Annotated in this window: 23 protein-coding genes; all 23 read right to left on the bottom strand. The window is 32.1% G+C overall.

The window, feature by feature from the left end:
- A complete protein-coding gene (gene rsfS, locus NSQ15_RS05860) occupies positions 1–354 on the bottom strand; it encodes a ribosome silencing factor (protein ID WP_029055723.1) in 354 nt (117 codons plus the stop codon).
- Positions 355–939 carry a bis(5'-nucleosyl)-tetraphosphatase (symmetrical) YqeK gene (yqeK, locus tag NSQ15_RS05855; protein ID WP_340747013.1) on the bottom strand — a complete coding sequence of 195 codons (585 nt, stop codon included), beginning with the start codon at positions 937–939 and terminating at the stop codon, positions 355–357.
- On the bottom strand, positions 929–1501 hold the full coding sequence (locus NSQ15_RS05850; protein WP_070453897.1) for a nicotinate-nucleotide adenylyltransferase: 573 nt from the start codon (positions 1499–1501) through the stop codon (positions 929–931). The genes yqeK and NSQ15_RS05850 overlap by 11 nt, the downstream gene beginning before the upstream one ends.
- Positions 1501–1791, bottom strand: a complete 291-nt coding sequence (gene yhbY / locus NSQ15_RS05845) for a ribosome assembly RNA-binding protein YhbY (protein WP_017637098.1) — start codon at positions 1789–1791, stop codon at positions 1501–1503. Before yhbY ends, NSQ15_RS05850 begins: the two co-directional genes overlap by 1 nt.
- Before the next feature lie 2 nt (positions 1792–1793).
- Positions 1794–2600, bottom strand: coding sequence for a shikimate dehydrogenase (aroE, locus tag NSQ15_RS05840; protein ID WP_340747012.1), 807 nt, complete (start codon positions 2598–2600; stop codon positions 1794–1796).
- Between the two features lie 12 nt (positions 2601–2612).
- Entirely contained in the window at positions 2613–3713 is a 1101-nt protein-coding gene (yqeH, locus tag NSQ15_RS05835; RefSeq protein ID WP_340747011.1) for a ribosome biogenesis GTPase YqeH, read from the bottom strand.
- Positions 3714–4241, bottom strand: a complete 528-nt coding sequence (locus NSQ15_RS05830; protein ID WP_029055719.1) for a YqeG family HAD IIIA-type phosphatase — start codon at positions 4239–4241, stop codon at positions 3714–3716. It lies immediately after the preceding gene.
- A 24-nt stretch (positions 4242–4265) separates the two neighbouring features.
- Positions 4266–4952: a 5'-methylthioadenosine/S-adenosylhomocysteine nucleosidase gene (gene mtnN / locus NSQ15_RS05825; protein ID WP_046466753.1), complete on the bottom strand. Its 687-nt coding sequence runs from the start codon at positions 4950–4952 to the stop codon at positions 4266–4268.
- 196 nt (positions 4953–5148) lie between these two features.
- Complete coding sequence (locus tag NSQ15_RS05820) at positions 5149–6384, bottom strand: NRAMP family divalent metal transporter (RefSeq protein WP_070453901.1); 1236 nt, start codon at positions 6382–6384, stop codon at positions 5149–5151.
- A gap of 11 nt (positions 6385–6395) precedes the next feature.
- Positions 6396–7148 carry a 5-oxoprolinase subunit PxpA gene (gene pxpA, locus NSQ15_RS05815; protein ID WP_017637092.1) on the bottom strand — a complete coding sequence of 251 codons (753 nt, stop codon included), beginning with the start codon at positions 7146–7148 and terminating at the stop codon, positions 6396–6398.
- Entirely contained in the window at positions 7148–8509 is a 1362-nt protein-coding gene (locus NSQ15_RS05810) for an acetyl-CoA carboxylase biotin carboxylase subunit (RefSeq protein WP_340747010.1), read from the bottom strand. The genes pxpA and NSQ15_RS05810 overlap by 1 nt, the downstream gene beginning before the upstream one ends.
- A gap of 14 nt (positions 8510–8523) precedes the next feature.
- On the bottom strand, positions 8524–8973 hold the full coding sequence (locus NSQ15_RS05805; protein WP_029055716.1) for an acetyl-CoA carboxylase biotin carboxyl carrier protein: 450 nt from the start codon (positions 8971–8973) through the stop codon (positions 8524–8526).
- Positions 8974–8976: 3 nt separating this feature from the next.
- Positions 8977–9981: a 5-oxoprolinase subunit C family protein gene (locus tag NSQ15_RS05800; RefSeq protein WP_029055715.1), complete on the bottom strand. Its 1005-nt coding sequence runs from the start codon at positions 9979–9981 to the stop codon at positions 8977–8979.
- Complete coding sequence (gene pxpB / locus NSQ15_RS05795; RefSeq protein WP_029055714.1) at positions 9971–10702, bottom strand: 5-oxoprolinase subunit PxpB; 732 nt, start codon at positions 10700–10702, stop codon at positions 9971–9973. Before pxpB ends, NSQ15_RS05800 begins: the two co-directional genes overlap by 11 nt.
- Positions 10703–11427: 725 nt before the next feature.
- The gene (greA, locus tag NSQ15_RS05790; protein WP_017637087.1) at positions 11428–11904 is read right to left on the bottom strand and encodes a transcription elongation factor GreA; all 477 of its coding nucleotides are present in this window, start codon (positions 11902–11904) and stop codon (positions 11428–11430) included.
- A gap of 27 nt (positions 11905–11931) precedes the next feature.
- On the bottom strand, positions 11932–12555 hold the full coding sequence (udk, locus tag NSQ15_RS05785) for a uridine kinase (protein WP_017637086.1): 624 nt from the start codon (positions 12553–12555) through the stop codon (positions 11932–11934).
- Positions 12555–13823, bottom strand: a complete 1269-nt coding sequence (locus NSQ15_RS05780) for a peptidase U32 family protein (RefSeq protein WP_340747009.1) — start codon at positions 13821–13823, stop codon at positions 12555–12557. The genes udk and NSQ15_RS05780 overlap by 1 nt, the downstream gene beginning before the upstream one ends.
- A gap of 11 nt (positions 13824–13834) precedes the next feature.
- Positions 13835–14758, bottom strand: a complete 924-nt coding sequence (locus NSQ15_RS05775; RefSeq protein WP_017637084.1) for a peptidase U32 family protein — start codon at positions 14756–14758, stop codon at positions 13835–13837.
- A 2-nt stretch (positions 14759–14760) separates the two neighbouring features.
- Positions 14761–15396, bottom strand: coding sequence for an O-methyltransferase (locus NSQ15_RS05770; RefSeq protein WP_017637083.1), 636 nt, complete (start codon positions 15394–15396; stop codon positions 14761–14763).
- A gap of 328 nt (positions 15397–15724) precedes the next feature.
- Positions 15725–16033: a DUF1292 domain-containing protein gene (locus NSQ15_RS05765; protein WP_017637082.1), complete on the bottom strand. Its 309-nt coding sequence runs from the start codon at positions 16031–16033 to the stop codon at positions 15725–15727.
- Positions 16034–16049: 16 nt separating this feature from the next.
- The gene (ruvX, locus tag NSQ15_RS05760; protein WP_046466759.1) at positions 16050–16475 is read right to left on the bottom strand and encodes a Holliday junction resolvase RuvX; all 426 of its coding nucleotides are present in this window, start codon (positions 16473–16475) and stop codon (positions 16050–16052) included.
- A gap of 5 nt (positions 16476–16480) precedes the next feature.
- Positions 16481–16741 (bottom strand): IreB family regulatory phosphoprotein, encoded by a 261-nt coding sequence (locus tag NSQ15_RS05755; protein ID WP_017637080.1) that lies wholly within the window; start codon positions 16739–16741, stop codon positions 16481–16483.
- A 61-nt stretch (positions 16742–16802) separates the two neighbouring features.
- Complete coding sequence (alaS, locus tag NSQ15_RS05750; protein WP_340747008.1) at positions 16803–19433, bottom strand: alanine--tRNA ligase; 2631 nt, start codon at positions 19431–19433, stop codon at positions 16803–16805.
- Positions 19434–19571 lie beyond the last annotated feature (138 nt).

Raw genomic sequence — 19571 nt, 5'->3', positions numbered from 1 at the left:
TTAGTAAACAACCTGTCCGTATGATTCGATTGGAGCATCTTGATATAATTTCTCAATATTATAATAAGATCGTTCATCTTTATGGAAGATATGAACAACTACATTGGCAAGGTCAATTAGAACCCATCTTGCATCTTGATAACCTTCCATTCGTTTAACATCGATATCATGTTCATGAACTGCTTCTTTTACAGCTCTAGCAATTGACTGAACTTGACGTTCATTATTACCATGACATACAACAAAATAATCTGTCATATCACTGATACCTTGCATATTAAGAGAAATAATATCTTCTGCTTTTTTGTTCTCTGCTGCATCAACAGCAATGTTTAACAATTTGTCTGAATTCATTTAATCATCCTTTATTCTTTCATCACTATAGTTATAATAATTTAGACAAGCAATCGTAGCACCGTAAACTGTAATATCTTTTTGAATTAAAAATAGTACTGTACGCTTAGAAATTTCATAAATTGTTTTATCTAAGCTACCTTGATTGTATGCCATATCTCTGATTTCTTCAACTCCTGGAGTCTTACGACCAGGCTCTATATAGTCAGCTATAAATACTAGTTTTTCTGTTTTTGTCATTTGTTGACGACCAGTTGTATGATATTTAATAGCTAACAAAACTTCTTCATCTTTGACATCAAAGTCATTTTCCATTATTGCTGAACAAACCGGTCCATGCAAAATTTCTCTACCGTAACTCAATAAATCAGATTCTAAATCATACTGTCTCACTGTTTGATACATAGTACTTAAATCATCATATTTACAATAATCATGAAGTACACCAGCTAGTTCAGCTTTATCTTTATCGCCATCATAGATTTCTGCTAATTTTACAGCTGTCTCTGCTACTCTAAGTGAATGTTTAAATCGCTTTTCTGGCAATTTCTCTTTGACTAACTCTATAGCATTTTCAATTTTCATATAATCCTTCCTCTCGAATATAATGTTCAACGCTTTGAGGAACTAATATTTGAATAGACTGTTTCGCTTTAACACGTTCACGTATCATTGAAGAACTAATATCCATTCTAGGAATAGTGATAGATATCATACCTTCTTCAACAGACTGTACATCTTTCTCTCTATTAACCACTATAAATGTAATCAATTTCTTTAATTCATCAATATTGTACCATTTATCTAATTGATCGTATTGATCAGTGCCTATAATGAAGTAGAATTCACTATTAGGATGTGACTTTATTAATGATGATAACGTATCATAAGTATAGCTTTGCCCTTTTCTTTCTATTTCTTCTTCACTAATTTTACCAAAACCTAAAGTAGCAATTGCTAACTCTATCATTTTAATGCGTTGTGATGCTTCTAGGAAATCAGAATGTTCTTTTAAAGGAGACATATAACTTGGTAAAAAATAAAATTCATCTGGCTTGATGACATGATACACTTCACTAGCTACCATCATATGAGCGATATGAATCGGGTTAAATTGTCCACCATATAAAATAATTTTCTTTTTCATTATGGTAACGTAATTTCTTTATTATCCTTTGATTCTCTGTATAAAACAATCATAGACCCTATGATTTGAACAACTTCACTATTCGTAGCATCACTTAATGCAGTAGCAAGTTCTGATTTATCATCAAAATTATTTTGTAATACGTGTATCTTAATTAATTCGCGATTCTCTAAAGTATCGTCAATTTGGTTAATCATATTTTCATTTATACCACCCTTACCAATTTGGAAGGTTGGATCAGTATTATGTGCTAAACTACGTAAATATCTTTTTTGTTTTCCAGTTAACATAATTAAACTCCTTTTAATTTATCTATTACTGATTGTTTCATCATTTTAATATCGGCTTGGTATCCAGTCCATATTTTGAAACTTTCAGCGCCTTGATATACAAACATGTCTAATCCATTATAAATCGGATTACCTTTATTTTCCGCTTCTAGTAAAATTGGTGTTTTATACGGAATATATACGATATCACTTACTAAGGTGTCTGTGTTTAAATTCTTGAGACTGATGGGTAATTCTTGATTATTATCCATACCAGCAGGTGTTGTATTAATAATAATATCGAACTCATCTAAGTGGGATTCAGCCTGTTCTAGAGTTATCTGATTAACATTTAAATGCCATGACTCAAATCGTTTCATCGAACGGTTAGCAATCGTTAATTTCGGTTGAACAAATTTAGTTAATTCATTTGCTATACCCTTACTAGCTCCACCAGCGCCTAAAATTAATATATATGCATTTTCTAAATCATTATAAACTTGACGCAAGCCAGTAACATAACCTATCCCATCTGTATTGTATCCAATCCATTTACCGTCACGTACCATTACTGTATTAACAGCACCAACAGTTGTAGATTGTGAATCTATTTCATCTAAAAATGGAATAATACGTTCTTTATATGGGATCGTAACATTAAATCCATCTAATTTTCTTTCTTTAATTATTTCTTTAATGTTATGAAATTGATCTTCAGGTATATCAATTGCTTCATAAGTATAATTCAAACCCAAAGATGCAAAATTATCAGTATGCATAAGTGGTGATAAAGAGTGTGAAATTGGATGTCCAATTACTGCAAATTTCACGTTTATCCCTCCTTATAATATCGAATTTCTTAAAATGACATCTACATTTTTAGGTACTCTAACTATAACTTTTGCACCAGCATCAATTGTAATAAATCCTAGTCCAGAAATCATTACGTCTCGTTTTTCTTTGCCTGTTTCTAATCGAACAGCTTTCATTTCACTCATATTAAATTGATTAGGATCATGAGGTGGTGTTAACAAATCTCCAATATGATTTTTCCATAAATCATTGGCTTTTTCTGTTTTAGTTCTATGAATATTTAATTCATTTGAAAAGAAACATATCAATGGTCTTTTTCCACCTGAAACATAATCAATTCGAGCTAAACCACCAAAGAATAATGTTTGTCCTTCATTTAGTTGATATACTCTTTGTTTGATTTCCTTTTTAGGCATAATTAATTTTAATTCTTTTTCTGTGACAAAGTGAGTCATTTGATGTGATTGAATAATACCAGGTGTATCAAACATAAATGATTTTTCATCTAATGGAATATCTATCATATCTAATGTAGTTCCTGGGAATCTAGACGTTGTGACAACATCTTTTTCACCTACACTAAGCTCTATCAATTTATTAATTAATGTTGATTTACCTACGTTAGTTGTACCTACAATATAGACATCTTCCTGTTGACGATGTTTATTGATTGAATATAATAGATCTTCAATACCCTGTCCTTTTTCAGCTGAAATGAGTACAACGTCTTCAGACTCAAGACCGTATTTCTTAGCAGAACGTTTCAACCATTCTTTTACACGACGTTTGTTAATTTGTTTTGGAAGTAAGTCCATCTTGTTAACTACTAAAATAACTTTTTTATTACCAACAATGCGTTTAACTGCATTAATAAATGAACCTTCAAAATCAAATACATCTACGACATTAACAACGATACCGCTTTTATCTGATAATCCAGAAAGTAAATTTAAAAAATCTTCGCTATCAAGTCCTACATCTTGTACTTCATTATAATTTTTTAATCGAAAACATCTTCTACAAATAACATCTTCTCTAAACATATTATGTTCCGGTACATAACCTGGTGCGTTTTTATCTTCTGATTGCAATGGTGCGCCGCAACCTATACATTTCAATTCATCACTCAATCAATTTTCCTCCCATTTAATATAACCTTTTTTCCTGAAGTGATTTAATAATCTTCTTTCAATTAAGCGATTAAACTTGGTAATAAACCCGTCAGTACGTTTAACAGGTACAACCATAATCGTATATAAACCATTACGATTACCACCAAAAACATCTGTTAACATTTGGTCACCAACTACCACTGTTTCACTAGGTTTGATGCTCATTTGTTTAATTGCTTTTTTAAATGCTTTACCCATCGGTTTTCTAGCTTTACAAATGAAATCTACATTTAAATCTTTTGAAAATTCACCTACACGTTGTTCATTGTTGTTTGACACAATTGTGATTTGTATGCCTTTTTCTCTTGCTTCTTTAAACCATTGTTTAATTTGTTCAGTTGGCGCGACAACATCCCAACCTACTAGTGTGTTATCTAAATCTGTGATAATACCTTTTACACCAGTTTCAGCCAATTTATCAACATTGATTTCGAATACTGACTTTACATATGCATTAGGCATAAAATAATGTTTAATAATACCCATTGAATTGTCACCTTTACTCTTTAATTATAATTTTCCGACTAATAATTCTACCATTTCACTTGATGAAACAGCTGCTTTTCCTAAAAATTCCTCGAATGTCATATCTGCTTCGCCATTAGCTAAATCAGAGACAGCTCTCGTAATAATAAATGGAACTTTAAATTGATAACATGTTTGAGCGATAGCAGTTGCTTCCATTTCAACAGCCATTGCGTCGCTAAATTGAGTTTTTATCGTTTTTCTTTGTTCTGCACTTCCTATGAAACTATCACCACTTACAATAAGCCCAACTTTAGCATTTAAATTTTGTTGTTTTACAACTTCAATTGTTTCATTTATTAAATTTTGATTTGCTTCATATTTTTCTGGCATTTGTGGGATTTGACCCAATGCATAGCCAAATGCTGTAGCATCTGCATCATGGTAAGCTACATCATCACTGATTAATACGTCTCCTATAGATAAGTTTTCATCTAGTGCTCCAGCTGAACCTGTATTTAGGATGTATTTAGGATTAAATTTTTCGATTAACAATGTTGTAGAAATAGCTGCATTAACTTTGCCAATACCACTTTGAGTAATGACTACTTCTTTTTGATTAAGTTCACCTTTATAGAATTTAACATGAGCTACATTAATTTCGCTTAAATTCACTAATTTATCTTTTAAAATGGCAACTTCTTCTTCCATTGCACCAATAATACCTATCATTATTGTCCCACCTTATCTTATTATACTAGCATTTGTTATTCTATCACATTTTATAGCTTTCAACGACAATAGGTTAGTATTTAACTAATATATAATCGTATGTTTTAAGTTATAAAAAAAGCGTTAATACTACACATTTATTAACTAAATGAATAATATTAACGCATATTTATTATCTTAATTTAATATTACAATCTTAGCCTTTCCACAAACTAGCTAAATCTTGCAATGAGAAGATGCCAGTTAAGATAGTTACTAATACTGCAATAATTCCGAACACTAACATCCAAGTAGGGTGTTTATAATCACCAACAATCGATTTCTTTCTACTCGCTATTAAAATTACACTTAATGTAATCGGTAAAATCCAACCGTTTATTACGCCTGCTATGATTAATAAGCTAACTGGTTTACCAATAAACAAGAAGATTAAAGTTGAAATAACGATAAATGAAATAACGATTAAATTATTTTTATTGAACAAAGATTTATGCATTGTCTTTAAGAACGTTGCGCTTGTATAAGCTGATCCAATAACAGAGGACATTGCTGCTGCAAAAATAACGAGTCCAAAAATGTTCTTACCAATTGGTCCAATCGCATGTTCGAACACTGAAGCTGGTGGATTCTCAGAACTTAATGTAACACCAGTTACAACAACACCTAAAACTGCCAAGAATAGTAAAGTACGCATCACACCAGTAGTTAAAATACCTGCAATAGCTGAATGATTCACAAACGGCAAAAAGTCTTTACCTTTTATACCAGAATCTAAAATTCTATGGGCACCAGCAAAAGTTATGTAACCACCAACCGTACCACCTACAAGTGTGATAATTGGTAAAATCAACTTAATTGGATGTTCAGGAGCAAATGTATGTACTAGTGCATCACCATAAGGTGGATTGGACACTACCATGACATAGGCTACAACAAGGATCATAACAACTCCTAAAATCATAGACACAACATCCATAATTTTTTGACCACTTTTACTAACAAATATTAAAATAGCAAAAATAGCCGTTATCGCAGCACCCCATTTTACATCTAAACCAAACATCGCATTTAGTCCAAGACCTGCTCCGGCTATATTACCTATATTAAATGCTAAGCCCCCAAATGCAATTAAAATCGAGACAACTGTTCCAAGACCAGGCAGTATTTTATTAGATACTTCTTGGCCTCTTAAACCAGTTACAACAAGTACACGCCAAATATTTATTTGAGCTCCAATATCAATAATTATAGAAATGAGAATAGCAAATGCAAAACTAGCATAAAATTGTGCAGTAAATACTGCTGTTTGTGTTAAAAATGCTGGACCGATAGCTGATGTAGCCATCAAAAATACAGACCCTAATAACAACCTTTTATGATTTCTAGTAAATTGAGCTTTCCCATTATGATTTGATGATAGTTTTTCTCCCATCTAAAAACCCCCTATAAAGTTTGGATATCAATGCCTTCTTTCGTTAATTTTTCTCTTATTTTTGTTACGAATTCAAGCGCATGTGCGCCATCTCCATGAACACATATTGTGTCTGCTTGAAGAGTGATTTCCTTATTATTTTTTGAAATGACTTTATTCTCAGTTACCATTTTTACAACTTGTTCCAATGCTTCTTCAGAATCAGTAATCACTGCATCCGCTTCTTTACGACTTACAAGTTGACCATCATCTTCGTATCGACGATCAGCAAATACTTCTGAAGCTGTCTTTAATCCAACTTTTTCTGCTTCTGAAATAAGTAATGTATTAGCTAAACCAACAAATACAAGACTTGAGTCAAAATCATAAACTGCTTTAGCAATAGCATTTGCTATAGCTTCATCTTTAGCACCCATTTGGTACAATGCTCCATGAGGCTTAACATGATTCATTTTAACGTCGTGTATTTGACAAAAGCCATTTAATGCGCCTAATTGGTATACTACAATGTTATATATTTCATCAGGTGTCATATCTAATTTACGTCTACCAAAACCTTGTAAATCAGGTAAACCAGGATGTGCACCTATACCAATGTTATTTTTTTTAGCTAATTGAATTGTTTCATTCATTACATTCGCATCACCAGCATGAAAACCACAAGCAATGTTTGCTGATGTAATTAGAGGAAGAATATCTTTATCTCCACCAAAAGAATAATTACCAAATGCTTCGCCTAAATCGCAATTTAAATCAATTTGCATTATAATTCCACTCCTTTACTTATTTGATGTTTTTCAAGGAATTTAATATCAACATCTTTTGCGTCTCCATCTGAATATGCAGGATAGTTTAATACTGCATAAAGGAAATCTGCTGTTGTTGTAAAACCATCGATAACCATTTCATCTAAAGTTACTTTTAACTTTTGAATTGCGCTAGCTCTATCTGCACCTTTTACAATTACTTTTGCTACTAAAGAATCATAATAAGGAGATACTTTATATCCTGGATATAGAAGTGAATCTACTCTAACGTTAAAACCTTGTGGTAAGTGTAATGCATTTACTTTACCTGGTGTTGGTTGGAAATGCTTTTCAGGATTTTCAGCATTGATTCTTGCCTCAATTACATGACCATTAAACTTAATGTCTTCTTGTTTAAAAGGAAGCTCATCATGTTGTAGTAGATAAAGTTGTGCAAGTAATAAATCTCTGTCAGCACGCATTTCTGTAACAGTATGTTCTACTTGAATTCTTGCATTCATTTCAATGAAATAATGTGCATCTTCAGTAACTAAAAACTCAATCGTACCTGCACTTCTGTAATTTGAAGCTTGAGCAACTTTAACTGCATCATCACAAATACGTTGGCGTCTTTCCTCAGTTAGTGCAGCACATGGAGATTCTTCAATTAATTTTTGATTTTTTCTTTGTACTGAACAATCACGTTCTCCTAAATGAACAAAATTATCTTTTCCATCTCCAATAATTTGAACCTCAACATGTTTAGCAACAGGAATAAAGGCTTCTACATATACTCGGTCATCATTAAAGTATTTTTGTCCTTCACTTTTAGCTTCTTTTAACGCTTTTTCAAGATGGTCAGGTTCTTTAACAATACGTATTCCTTTACCACCGCCACCACTTGCAGCTTTTAAAACAACAGGATAACCAATGTCTTCTGCCAGTGTTTTTATTTCTTCTACAGTTTTAACTTCATCTGTTGAACCAGGTATAACAGGAACTCCAGCACCATCAACAGTTTGTCTAGCTGTAATTTTATCTCCCATCATTTCCATAGTTGTTTTATTAGGTCCGATAAAATTGATATTATTATCTTCTACAGCTTTAGCGAATGTTGTTGACTCAGATAAAAATCCATATCCCGGATGAATAGCATTCGCACCAGTTACCTCTGCAGCACCTATGATTCTAAGAATATTTAAATAACTATCTAGTGGATTTGCTTCACCAATACAAACTGCTTGATCAGCTAATCCTACATGTAAGCTATCTTCATCTCCTTTAGCATATACTGCTACAGTTTCAATGCCCATCTCTCTACAGGCACGAATAATTCTAACAGCAATTTCCCCTCTGTTTGCAATTAAACATCGATACATTTACTTGTACCCCCTTACTTCAACGTTACTAAAACTTGGTCATATTCAACATTAGTTCCATGATCGACAACAATTTCAGCTACTTCACCAGCAATATCACTAGTAACTTCATTCATTACTTTCATAGCTTCAATGTAACCAATAACATCGCCTTTTTCTACTTTATCGCCGACTTTAATTTGAGGTTCTGTTAATTCTTTACTATCTTGTAAAAAGAATGTTCCGACCATTGGTGATTTGATCGCATTTTCTTCAGATTGAACATCAGTTTTTTGAGAATCTTGTTGATTTACACCATTTGATGTCGCACCATTTTGAGCTTGAGGTACATTGGTAGGCTGTGCTAATACTTGTCCTTCTGTAAAATCTAATTCAATTTCACTTTCAAAATCTTTATATTTAAATTTTTTCACATCATTAGCTTTGACTAGTTTAATGATTTCTTCTATTTTTTTAGTATTCATTGATTAAATATCTCCTTTAAGTAGATTCGCTAATTTTTTTGATGTTTGTCTTAACATAGATAGTTCGTATAGCGGTTGTTTTTGTATATTTGATAATTCGTCTTCAAATTGCTCGTTAAATGTTGCAGATTCATTTATAGCATCTTCAATTGATATCCATTTAAATTGCACAGCTTCTCCTGGTTGTAATTGAACTAATTTATTTAATCCTAGTTGTGTTACTGTTGCAATTTTTGTATAGCCCCCAACAGTTTGTTTATCATTTAATAATACAATAGGGTTTCCATCATTTGGAACTTGGATACTGCCTAAGGCTACTGGTTCAGAAATAATATCTGCAGATTCTTCGGGTGGGATACTTTCACCTTTTAAGCGAAATCCCATTCTATCTGACATATCTGAGATAATAAATTCATTTTCAACTAATTTTGCTTTAGCCTCTTCTGAAAAAGCTTCAATTTGTGGCCCTTCGACAATATGAATCACATTGTCTTCATAGTTTAAATTTATTTCTGCAGCTTGACCTACATATTTCTTATATTTAGGTAATGATACTGTATCTATAACATCATCTTTCTTTAATGCACGACCTTTAAAGCCACCCATTTTACTTCTAGTATGCGTTGCATAACTATTTGCAACTTTTAGTATATCCAATGGTTGACCAAATGTAATGTAACCTCGAGCGCCTTTAATAGCATTACCGATTTCCAAAATATCACCTTGATGAACTTCATAGATGACTTGTGTCTGTATAGGGTTCCCGTTTAATTTTGCATTAAACTGTCCACCAGTAATGGTAAATGAATTATCACTTAAAAATTGTATAGATGGGCCTACAATTGTATATTCAAGTGAAGGGCCTTCATTACCGATTAGATGCTTAGCAATCAAATAGCTAAATTTATCAAGTGCGCCAGCTTCCGAAAAACCTAAATTCATATAACCTTTTCTTCCTTCATCTTGAACGGTTGTGAACAAGCCTGGCTTTATAATTTTAATACTCATTGTCGTAAGTCACCCACTTATCTAATTCAAAATTTCCAGCATTAATATCTGCTTGAATTTGTTCAAATTCATCTTGTGTAATCGCTTTAAATTGAATATAGTCACCAGCTTCATAGATTGTCATTGGCTCTCTATCTAAATCAAATACTTTTAGCGGCGTACGTCCAATAATTTGCCAACCACCTGGTGAATCTAAAGGATATAAACCAGTTTGGTTATTTGCAATACCAACTGATCCTGCTTCAATTTTTACTCTTGGCTCTGAACGACGAGGTGTATGTATACGTTCGTCTAGACCACCTAAGTATGGAAATCCTGGCATAAAACCTAACATATATATTAAGTAGGGTTGTTGTGTATGTATCTGGATTACTTCCTCAGTTGTTAATTGATTACTAGAGGCAACTTCTTCCAAATCAGGTCCAAATTCTTCACCATAAACTACGGGTATTGTTACTACTTTTCGTTGTTGTAATTGATTTGATTCTGAGTCATTAAATTGATTAAGTTCTAAATTTTCAATTAATTTAGTGCCATCAATACTTGTGTTATCAAACGAAATCAAAATAGCTCTATATGAAGGTACTATATCTATGATTTCTTTATGATTTTGTTCCTTAATATATTGAACTAATTTATTTACTTTATTATATGTATCTTTAGTAATTTCATTATCAAAATAAATCATTAAAGATTGTTCATTTATCAATCTAGTTTCCAACTTACCAATTCCTCCCCTTTTATAGGACTAGTTTGTTGTGCTATATTATTGTATCATTTTATTTGCGTGATTGTTTAATAAATTATTCTAATTATTAGTAATAACCAATTTCTCAATTCATTCTAAGATTTACATTTACTAATAATAATTACTAACTATTCAAAAAATTCTTTATTATATTTAATCATAATAATTTTAATTTGTCACTGTAATCGTTATCACCAAATAAGTTTTCCTTATTAAAATGATTGCATTAAATTAAAAGATTTTTCAAATGTCTCACTTAAATATTAAACATTCCAAAAAATCGCAAGGGAGTGGGACAGAAATATAAAGCACTACTCCTAATTTTATTAGGTTAGTAGTACTTACACATTAGCTTTAGCTAAGGTGTACATTAATGGAACACATGAGTTGAACTCATGCGTAAGAAATACTAATTTCTAAAGAAAAAGTATTTCTTTATCGTTGTCCCACCCCGGCAAGGTTGACTAGATTTGAAAAATAAAGTGTCACTACTATTTTAATAGTTTAGTGATACTTACACATTAGCTTTAGCTAATGTGTTCCACTAAGGATTACATGAGTTAACACTCATGCATAAGTAATTCTAATTTCTAAAGAAAAAAGAATTACTTTATCAGTCAACTACTGCCTATATATAATTGTAGCCTGAGACACTGATTTTTGTCCCAGGCTGTTGCGACTATTTTTAGAATAGTTAATTATTTTATATCTACAATTTTAACGTTGATTTCTCCACCGTTTGGTAGTGGTACACGAACTTCATCGTCTAATTCTTTACCAATTAATGCTGACGCCATTGGTGATTCGTTTGAGATTTTACCTTTAAATGCATCCGCTTCAGCTGAACCTACGATTTGGTAACTTTCTTCTTCGTCTCCTGGTAGTTCGATAAACGTAACAGTTTTACCAATTTGTACTGTATTATTATCGCCTGTATCTTCAATGATTAAAGCGTTTCTAATCATATGTTCAATACGTTGGATATCTTGTTCAATAAAACCTTGTTCATCTTTAGCTGCATCATACTCTGAGTTCTCAGATAAATCGCCGAAAGAACGTGCAACTTTAATTTTTTCAACTACTTCAGGTCTTTTAACTGTTTTTAATTCTTCTAATTCTTGCTCTAATTTTTCGTACCCTTCTTGAGTCATTGGATATTGTTTTTGATTTTCCATTATGTCATCTTCCTTTACTTTTAAATACTATTGTTTACTAACTAAAGATTGAATCTTAGTAGTCATAATATCTATGGCTACTTTGTTACTACCACCTTCTGGGATGATGATGTCAGCATGTTTCTTAGTTGGTTCAATAAATTGCACGTGCATAGGTCGCACCACATTTAAGTATTGATTGATAACCGAATCCATAGAACGTCCTCGCTCATGAGTGTCTCTTTTAAGACGACGTAAAATTCTTAAGTCTGCATCAGTGTCGACATATATTTTAACATCCATCATATCACGTAACGTTTTATTCTCTAAAGCGAAGATACCTTCTACGATGATAACATCTTTCGGTTCAAATGCAATCGTTTGATCGCTTCTTGTATGATTAGCATAATCGTATGTTGGTACTTTAACTGCTTTGCCATTTCGTAAATCTCTTAGATTTTGAATTAACAAATCGTTATCAAATGCAAATGGATGATCATAGTTTGTCTCCAAACGTTCTTCAAAAGTTAAATGTGATTGGTCTTTATAATAATAGTCTTGCGCTAATAATGCAATACTATGACCTTCAAGATTTTTCATAATTTCATTTGTGACTGTCGTTTTACCAGAGCCAGAGCCTCCAGCAATTCCTATAATCGTCGTTTGTGTCATTAACCGATTTCCTTTCTCATCAAGTTGTTTGCATAGATTGGACGATCAACTTTAATTTGTACAATTTGTAATGGATGGCGCGCAGCATCAAGCTCATTACCTTCTTCATCATAAATGGTATCAACAACTTGTTTAAAACTTTCAATTTCCGGACCAAAAAATTCAATTTCTTGTCCAGGTTTAAAGTGATTTCTTTGTTGAATTGTAGCAATTTTTGTATCCTGATCATAATCTAAAACTAAGCCACAGAAATCATAAGGAGACTTTTTCGATTGTTGTTCTCCAAACATTTGTTCCTCATATCCTGGAGTACCTTCAAAGAATGCTGGTGCTGTATCTCTATTAGCACATTTATCTAATTCCATTAACCATTCAGGTTGAATTTTAAAATTGTCTGGGTCTTCAGTATATGCATCAATTACTTTACGATATACTGACACCACAGTAGCTATATAATGAATTGATTTCATTCTGCCTTCTATTTTTAACGAATCAATACCTAAATCCATCATTTGTGGGATTGATTCGATTAATTTTAAGTCTTTCGGACTCATTGCAAATGGGACGATTTGTCCATCTTCATAAAATAAATCAAGTTCACCATCTTCATCTACTTGTAGTAAATCATAATCCCAACGACAACTTTGACAACAGCCACCTCTATTGGAATCACGTGCTGTCATGTGGTTACTTAATGTACATCTACCAGAGTAAGCAATACACATAGCACCATGAATGAAGGCTTCTATTTCAATATCAACTTTTTCTTTCATTTCTTTCATTTCCATAGCTCCTGTTTCTCGAGCTAGAACTACACGATCTAATCCTTCTTCTTTCCAAAATTCAACTGCTTTATAATTAGATAAAGATTGTTGTGTGGATAAATGAATTTCTAATTTTGGTGCTACCTTTTTGCAAGTTTCAATAATAAGGGGGTCAGCAACAATAATACCTGTTGCACCTGTCGCTTCAAGATTAATAAGATAATCGTCTAACCCTTCCATATTATCGTCATGCGCAATAATATTAGTCGTAACATAAATTTTTGCACCATAACGGTTTGCAAACTCAACACCTTCAGCAATTTCTTCCATTGTGAAGTTATCAGCATTTGATCTTAAACCATATTCTTGTCCGCCTAAAAAAACTGCATCTGCGCCATAATGTACAGCAATTTTTAACTTTTCTAAGTTACCAGCTGGAGCAAGTAATTCTGGCTTCTTCATTTTAGTATTTGAAGTTTGTTTAACTTCTTCTAATGTCTTCATGATTCAGCCTCCTAATATACCGTATGCTTAAATAAGAAACCTTCATCAAATGGTCGATGTTCTGGTTGAATGTCTTCGATAGGATCTACAAGCATAAATTTTTCATCTTCATAAGTTTCAGGATCTTCATTATATAAATCTATTGCTTCTCTGTATTGTTGTGTAACAACATTAATATATTCTTCTGTCTGTAATATGCCGTCAATTTTAAATGAATCAATACCTGCTTCAAAAAACGGTTCTAATTCTTCTATAAGGCACATATCATTTGGTGACATAATATGTGTACCATTATAATCTTCAAAAACAGGATATTTATTTTCGCGTTCTTCATCATATAATAATAAATCATTTTGATTTTCATTACGTTGAATTTTCATTTGTCTATCTTGGAATGTATAATAGTTGCCTAATAACATTCTTTTAGATTGAAACATACATGTCATGCCATGAACTTGAACTTCTATTTCCACGTCAGCATATTCTTTTATATTTATAATTTCTTCCAGACTTAATTCTCTCGCTAATACTGCTCTTGTAGCACCTTTTTGTCCCCAATAGTTACACTGAAAATAGTTAGTAACAAGTGTTTCTGCATCCCAATGTAATGGAATAGGATTATTTTGTTGTTTAACATACATCACAACAGCTGGGTCACCAAAAATAATTCTATCCACACCAATTTGATGTAAAAATTGAATATAATCTTCTACTGCTGCTAAATGATAATTATGAAACAAACCATTAACTGCAGCATACACTTTCTTATCATTCTCATGGGCTAATGTTACTGCTTTTTCCATGTCTTCTCGATTAAATTCTCCTGGAAGTCGTAAACCAAATTTTTGCTCACCAATAACAAATGCATCTGCACCTATTTCTATTAGTGTTTCCATATGTGTTATTGACTTAGGAGTAACTAGTAATTCTGTCATAGTCATTCTCCTTTAATAGATATTGCTAAACCATCGTCCATATTTAAAAAGTTAGTTGTATATTGTTCATTTTGCATTAACCATTCATTAAATTGTTGTACTTTTTTAACCATTTGACGTACGTTACGTGAACGAACTATATCGATATTTGAGACAAAACCATGATATAAAACGTTATCTGTCACAACAATGCCACCCTTTTTAAGTAAAGGCGTATATAGTTCAAAAAATTTCTTCGATTGTGCTTTCGCAGCATCAATAAATAACATGTCAAACGTTTGAGATTTAACTTTATCAAATTGTTCTAATGCATCACCTTCAATTAACTCAATTTGATTAGTAAATTGATTAGAAGTGATATTATGTTTCGCTTGGTCTATCATTTCTGGGTCTCTTTCTATTGTAGTTACATGTATATCTTTAGACACTGAAGCAAATTGCATTGAACTGTATCCTATAGCCGTACCAATTTCTATAATCCGTTTAGTTTGATGAATACGTATAATTTGTTTGATTATTTCTAGTGTATTACGATCCACGATCGGCACTTGATTTGTATTTGCATATTCTCTTAAAAGTTCAATGTCATTATCATTAGTTTTATGTAAATTGAGAATATAACTTTCATTATTATCCATTATACAACGACTTCCTTTGTGTAAAATAACTACAATTTAAAAAGGCAATAAAATAAATCAGTCACAATATTGATTAGTAAAGTAACCAATGGCTTTGACTGATTGTAACTACGTACAAGTATTTTAAACGTTATGTTACATAACGATATATAAAATATTTAACTCCAAATATTTTACCATAAATTCTTTGTGAATATAAGTATAAATCTAAATGATAAGCATGTATGTAAACAAACTTTGAACAAATCATATATAGAAAAACTCCTTATGTCAGATATTCAATAGATATCGTTACATAAGGAGTAAAATTTAAATATTTATTCTAAGATTATTCATCAATTTCAGTATTAACTACTTCTTCAATCATATCCCATTCTTCATCTGTTTCGATTGGGACTAATTTACCACCGTCACCTGATTCATCAGGTTCATTTATCATTGGTACTAATTCAATCATGTCGTCTTCATCAGATTGTGCGCCTTCTTCAGCAAGTACTACATATTCTTTTTTGAATTCAGGATGATAGAATTCAAGCATTTTACGATAAAGAACTTCATTTCCATCTTCATCATATAATGTCAATAATTCTTCTTCATTGTTAATTTTTAATTCTGCATCGTGATTATGTTCAGTCATTTTATTTCTCCTTTTATTAAATAGAGTCTAGGTAGCCTTGTAATATAAATACGGCTGCCATTTTATCTATTACTTTTTTTCTTTTTTGTCTTGAAACATCTGCTTCTAGTAATGACTTTTCAGCTGCCATCGTGCTAAGTCTTTCATCCCACATGACAATCTCAATAGATGGTAATGCTTCTTGAAGTTTCTCTTTGTATTGTAACGAAGCCTCTCCACGAAATCCAATAGAATTGTTCATGTTTTTGGGCAAACCGATTACAACTGTACCGACATCATTTTTCTTGATGATTTCAACTAATTGTTCGATGCCTAATTCATTATTTTGTTCATCGATATGGAGTGTGTCTAAACCTTGAGCAGTCCAACCCATTAAATCACTAATCGCTATTCCTACTGTTTTACTACCTACGTCTAAACCAAGTATTTTATGCTTTAACATTGATACTATTCTTTAGACTCAGCTAAATAATTAGATACGAGTTCTTCCATAATCACATCTCTATCAATGTGACGAATTTGATTTCTAGCTTCATTTTGACGTGGAATGTAAGCAGGATCACCTGATAATAAATATCCTACGATTTGATTTACTGCATTGTATCCGCGTTCTTCTAGTGTTCGGTGGACATTCTCTAATACTGATTTGACATCTTCTTCTGGAATATCTTCATATTTAAATTTCATTGTTTTATCAAAGTTTTCCATTTCGTCACTCCTTCAATTCATAAATTGATTCCATTTTATTCTACACGAACTGTAACTAAAATTACATATTTTTAATGTAATCTTTAATAAAGCGTAATGATTCTGTGATATTTTCAGGTTGAGTACCGCCACCTTGAGCCATATCTGGACGGCCACCACCTTTACCACCAACGATTGGTGCCATATTTTTAATGATGTCACCTGCTTTAATTTGATCTGTATGAGTTTTAGGAACTGTAGCTATAATAGAAACTTTACCATCTACATTACTTGCTAAGACGATAATAGTGTCTTGTAATTTTGATTTAAAGTCGTCCATAGTTGAGCGAATTGCTTTAGCATTAGGTACTTCAACTTCTGTTGCCAATACTTTAAAACCATTTATTGTTTCTACGTGATCTTCGATATTACCCATTTTAAGATTTGTAATTTCTTTATCACGTTGTTCTAAACGTTTTAATAAGTTCTTTTCTTCTTCTTGTAATTGAGTAATTTTGTCTACAACTTGATCATCTGTTTTCACTTTAACTTGATCTTTAATAATATTGAATTGAGTTTGGATATGTTCTAAATATAAGAACGCTGATTTTCCTGTTAATGCTTCGATACGTCTAACACCTGCACCAGTACCAGATTCACTAACAATTTTGAATAAACCAATTTCAGCAGTATTGTCTACGTGAATACCACCACATAATTCTATTGAAAATGGTGCCATATTAACGACTCTTACAATATCACCATATTTTTCACCAAACAGTGCCATTGCACCCATTTCTTTAGCTTCATTAATTCCCATTTCTTGAATATGAACAGAAATACCTCTCCAGATTTCTTCATTGACACGTCTTTCAACCTGATCAATTTCATCTTGAGTCATTTGTCCAAAATGAGAGAAGTCGAATCTTAAACGGTCTGGTGCTACTAATGAACCTGCTTGGTTAACATGGTCACCTAAAACTTCTTTTAAAGCAGCGTGCAATAAGTGTGTGGCACTATGGTTTTTTTGGATAGAACGACGTTCATCTTTGTTCACACTAGCATCAACTTGTGCACCTTTTGTTACTTGACCAAATTGAATTTCACCTTTGTGTAAATTTTGACCATTAGGTGCCTTAGTAACTTCAGTCACTAAAATTTCAAAATGCTCATTACTAACAGTACCATTATCAGCTACTTGTCCACCACTCACTGCATAAAATGGTGTGTCTTTTAACATGAAGTAAATTGTTTCACCAGCATCTGCTTTTTCAACTTCTTCTCCATTTTCAATAAGTTGAATCAATTCTGTTTGATAATCTGTAGTATCATAACCAACAAAGTGACTTTCAGTAGTAATATTTTTTAATACTTCACTTTGAACTTGCATAGATTGTGAATTTTGGCGAGCTTGACGTGCTCTATCACGTTGTTGTTGCATTTCTGCTTCAAATGTAGCCATATCAACAGTTAAACCTTCTTGAATTGCTAACTCTTCAGTAAGTTCAATTGGGAAGCCATACGTATCATATAATTTAAAAGCATCTTTACCATTAATTTCATTATTAGTTTCTTTGGCTTTACTAATAAATCCATTTAAAATTGAAAGACCTTCTTCAAGTGTTTCATGGAATCTTTCTTCTTCTGATTTGATAACGCGTTTAATAAAATCACTTTTATCTTTGACATTTGGATAATAAGGTTCCATGATATCCGCAACAATATCAACTAATTTATACATAAATGGCTCATTGATATCTAATGTTTGGCTAAATCTTACTGCTCTACGCAATAATCTACGTAATACATAGCCACGTCCTTCATTTGCTGGTAAAGCACCATCAGCAATTGCAAATGAAATAGTTCTAATATGGTCAGCTATAACTTTAAACGCTACATCTTGCTCATCTTTTTGAAGGTATTTTTTACCTGACACTTCTTCGACTTCATTAATTATTGGCATAAATAAATCTGTTTCATAATTTGTACGTACATTTTGTGAGATAGAAGTCATACGTTCTAATCCCATGCCGGTATCAATATTTTTATTTGGAAGTGGTGTATAAGTATGATCTTTATTATGATTAAATTCACTAAACACTAAATTCCACACTTCTAAATAGCGTTCGTTTTCTCCACCTGGATACATTTCCTCTTCTGGATCATCTTGGCCAAAATCATTACCGCGATCATAGAAAATTTCAGTATTAGGTCCAGAAGGTCCTTCACCAATATCCCAAAAGTTACCTTCTATACGAATAATTCGACTTTCTTCTAAGCCAATTTGTTCGTTCCAAATTTTATAAGCTTCTGTATCTTCTGGATGTATTGTGACGTATAATTTTTCTGGCTCCATACCCATCCATTTATCGCTTGTTAAAAATTCCCATGCAAATTCTATAGCTTCTTTCTTAAAATAGTCACCAATTGAGAAATTACCTAGCATTTCAAAGAAAGTATGGTGTCTTGCTGTGAAACCTACATTTTCAATATCATTCGTACGAATAGCCTTTTGTGAGTTAACAATTCTTGGTTTCTTAGGTGTTTCTCGACCATCGAAATATTTTTTTAAAGTTGCAACTCCAGAGTTAATCCAAAGTAAACTATCATCATCGATAGGTACTAATGGTGCAGATGGTTCAACCATATGACCTTTTTCAACAAAGAAGTCTAAATATTTTTGTCTAATTTCGCTTGCTTTTAAATTTTTCATCCACGTACACTCCCTATATTTAGTTCATACACATTTTTATTAAGTTTATATTGGACACTAGTGTTATAAGGTAAACAAAAAACGTTCATCCACAAAAGGGACGAACGTTGTCGCGGTACCACCCTAGTTATAAGTTAT

It is taken from the genome of Staphylococcus sp. FSL W8-0774 (assembly GCF_038006785.1).
Lineage (GTDB): Bacteria > Bacillota > Bacilli > Staphylococcales > Staphylococcaceae > Staphylococcus > Staphylococcus pasteuri.
The sequence above is the reverse complement of the archived record's forward strand: the minus strand, read 5'-3'. Positions and strand labels throughout refer to the sequence as shown.

Bases quoted from the DNA above. Each gene is read 5' to 3' on its own strand.
- rsfS (WP_029055723.1), bottom strand. From the start codon at position 354: ATGAATTCAGACAAATTGTTAAACATTGCTGTTGATGCAGCAGAGAAC.
- yqeK (WP_340747013.1), bottom strand. From the start codon at position 939: ATGAAAATTGAAAATGCTATAGAGTTAGTCAAAGAGAAATTGCCAGAA.
- NSQ15_RS05850 (WP_070453897.1), bottom strand. From the start codon at position 1,501: ATGAAAAAGAAAATTATTTTATATGGTGGACAATTTAACCCGATTCAT.
- yhbY (WP_017637098.1), bottom strand. From the start codon at position 1,791: ATGTTAACTGGAAAACAAAAAAGATATTTACGTAGTTTAGCACATAAT.
- NSQ15_RS05830 (WP_029055719.1), bottom strand. From the start codon at position 4,241: ATGGGTATTATTAAACATTATTTTATGCCTAATGCATATGTAAAGTCA.
- mtnN (WP_046466753.1), bottom strand. From the start codon at position 4,952: ATGATAGGTATTATTGGTGCAATGGAAGAAGAAGTTGCCATTTTAAAA.
- NSQ15_RS05820 (WP_070453901.1), bottom strand. From the start codon at position 6,384: ATGGGAGAAAAACTATCATCAAATCATAATGGGAAAGCTCAATTTACT.
- pxpA (WP_017637092.1), bottom strand. From the start codon at position 7,148: ATGCAAATTGATTTAAATTGCGATTTAGGCGAAGCATTTGGTAATTAT.
- NSQ15_RS05810 (WP_340747010.1), bottom strand. From the start codon at position 8,509: ATGTATCGATGTTTAATTGCAAACAGAGGGGAAATTGCTGTTAGAATT.
- NSQ15_RS05805 (WP_029055716.1), bottom strand. From the start codon at position 8,973: ATGAATACTAAAAAAATAGAAGAAATCATTAAACTAGTCAAAGCTAAT.
- NSQ15_RS05800 (WP_029055715.1), bottom strand. From the start codon at position 9,981: ATGAGTATTAAAATTATAAAGCCAGGCTTGTTCACAACCGTTCAAGAT.
- greA (WP_017637087.1), bottom strand. From the start codon at position 11,904: ATGGAAAATCAAAAACAATATCCAATGACTCAAGAAGGGTACGAAAAA.
- udk (WP_017637086.1), bottom strand. From the start codon at position 12,555: ATGACACAAACGACGATTATAGGAATTGCTGGAGGCTCTGGCTCTGGT.
- NSQ15_RS05780 (WP_340747009.1), bottom strand. From the start codon at position 13,823: ATGAAGACATTAGAAGAAGTTAAACAAACTTCAAATACTAAAATGAAG.
- NSQ15_RS05775 (WP_017637084.1), bottom strand. From the start codon at position 14,758: ATGACAGAATTACTAGTTACTCCTAAGTCAATAACACATATGGAAACA.
- NSQ15_RS05770 (WP_017637083.1), bottom strand. From the start codon at position 15,396: ATGGATAATAATGAAAGTTATATTCTCAATTTACATAAAACTAATGAT.
- NSQ15_RS05765 (WP_017637082.1), bottom strand. From the start codon at position 16,033: ATGACTGAACATAATCACGATGCAGAATTAAAAATTAACAATGAAGAA.
- ruvX (WP_046466759.1), bottom strand. From the start codon at position 16,475: ATGTTAAAGCATAAAATACTTGGTTTAGACGTAGGTAGTAAAACAGTA.
- NSQ15_RS05755 (WP_017637080.1), bottom strand. From the start codon at position 16,741: ATGGAAAACTTTGATAAAACAATGAAATTTAAATATGAAGATATTCCA.
- alaS (WP_340747008.1), bottom strand. From the start codon at position 19,433: ATGAAAAATTTAAAAGCAAGCGAAATTAGACAAAAATATTTAGACTTC.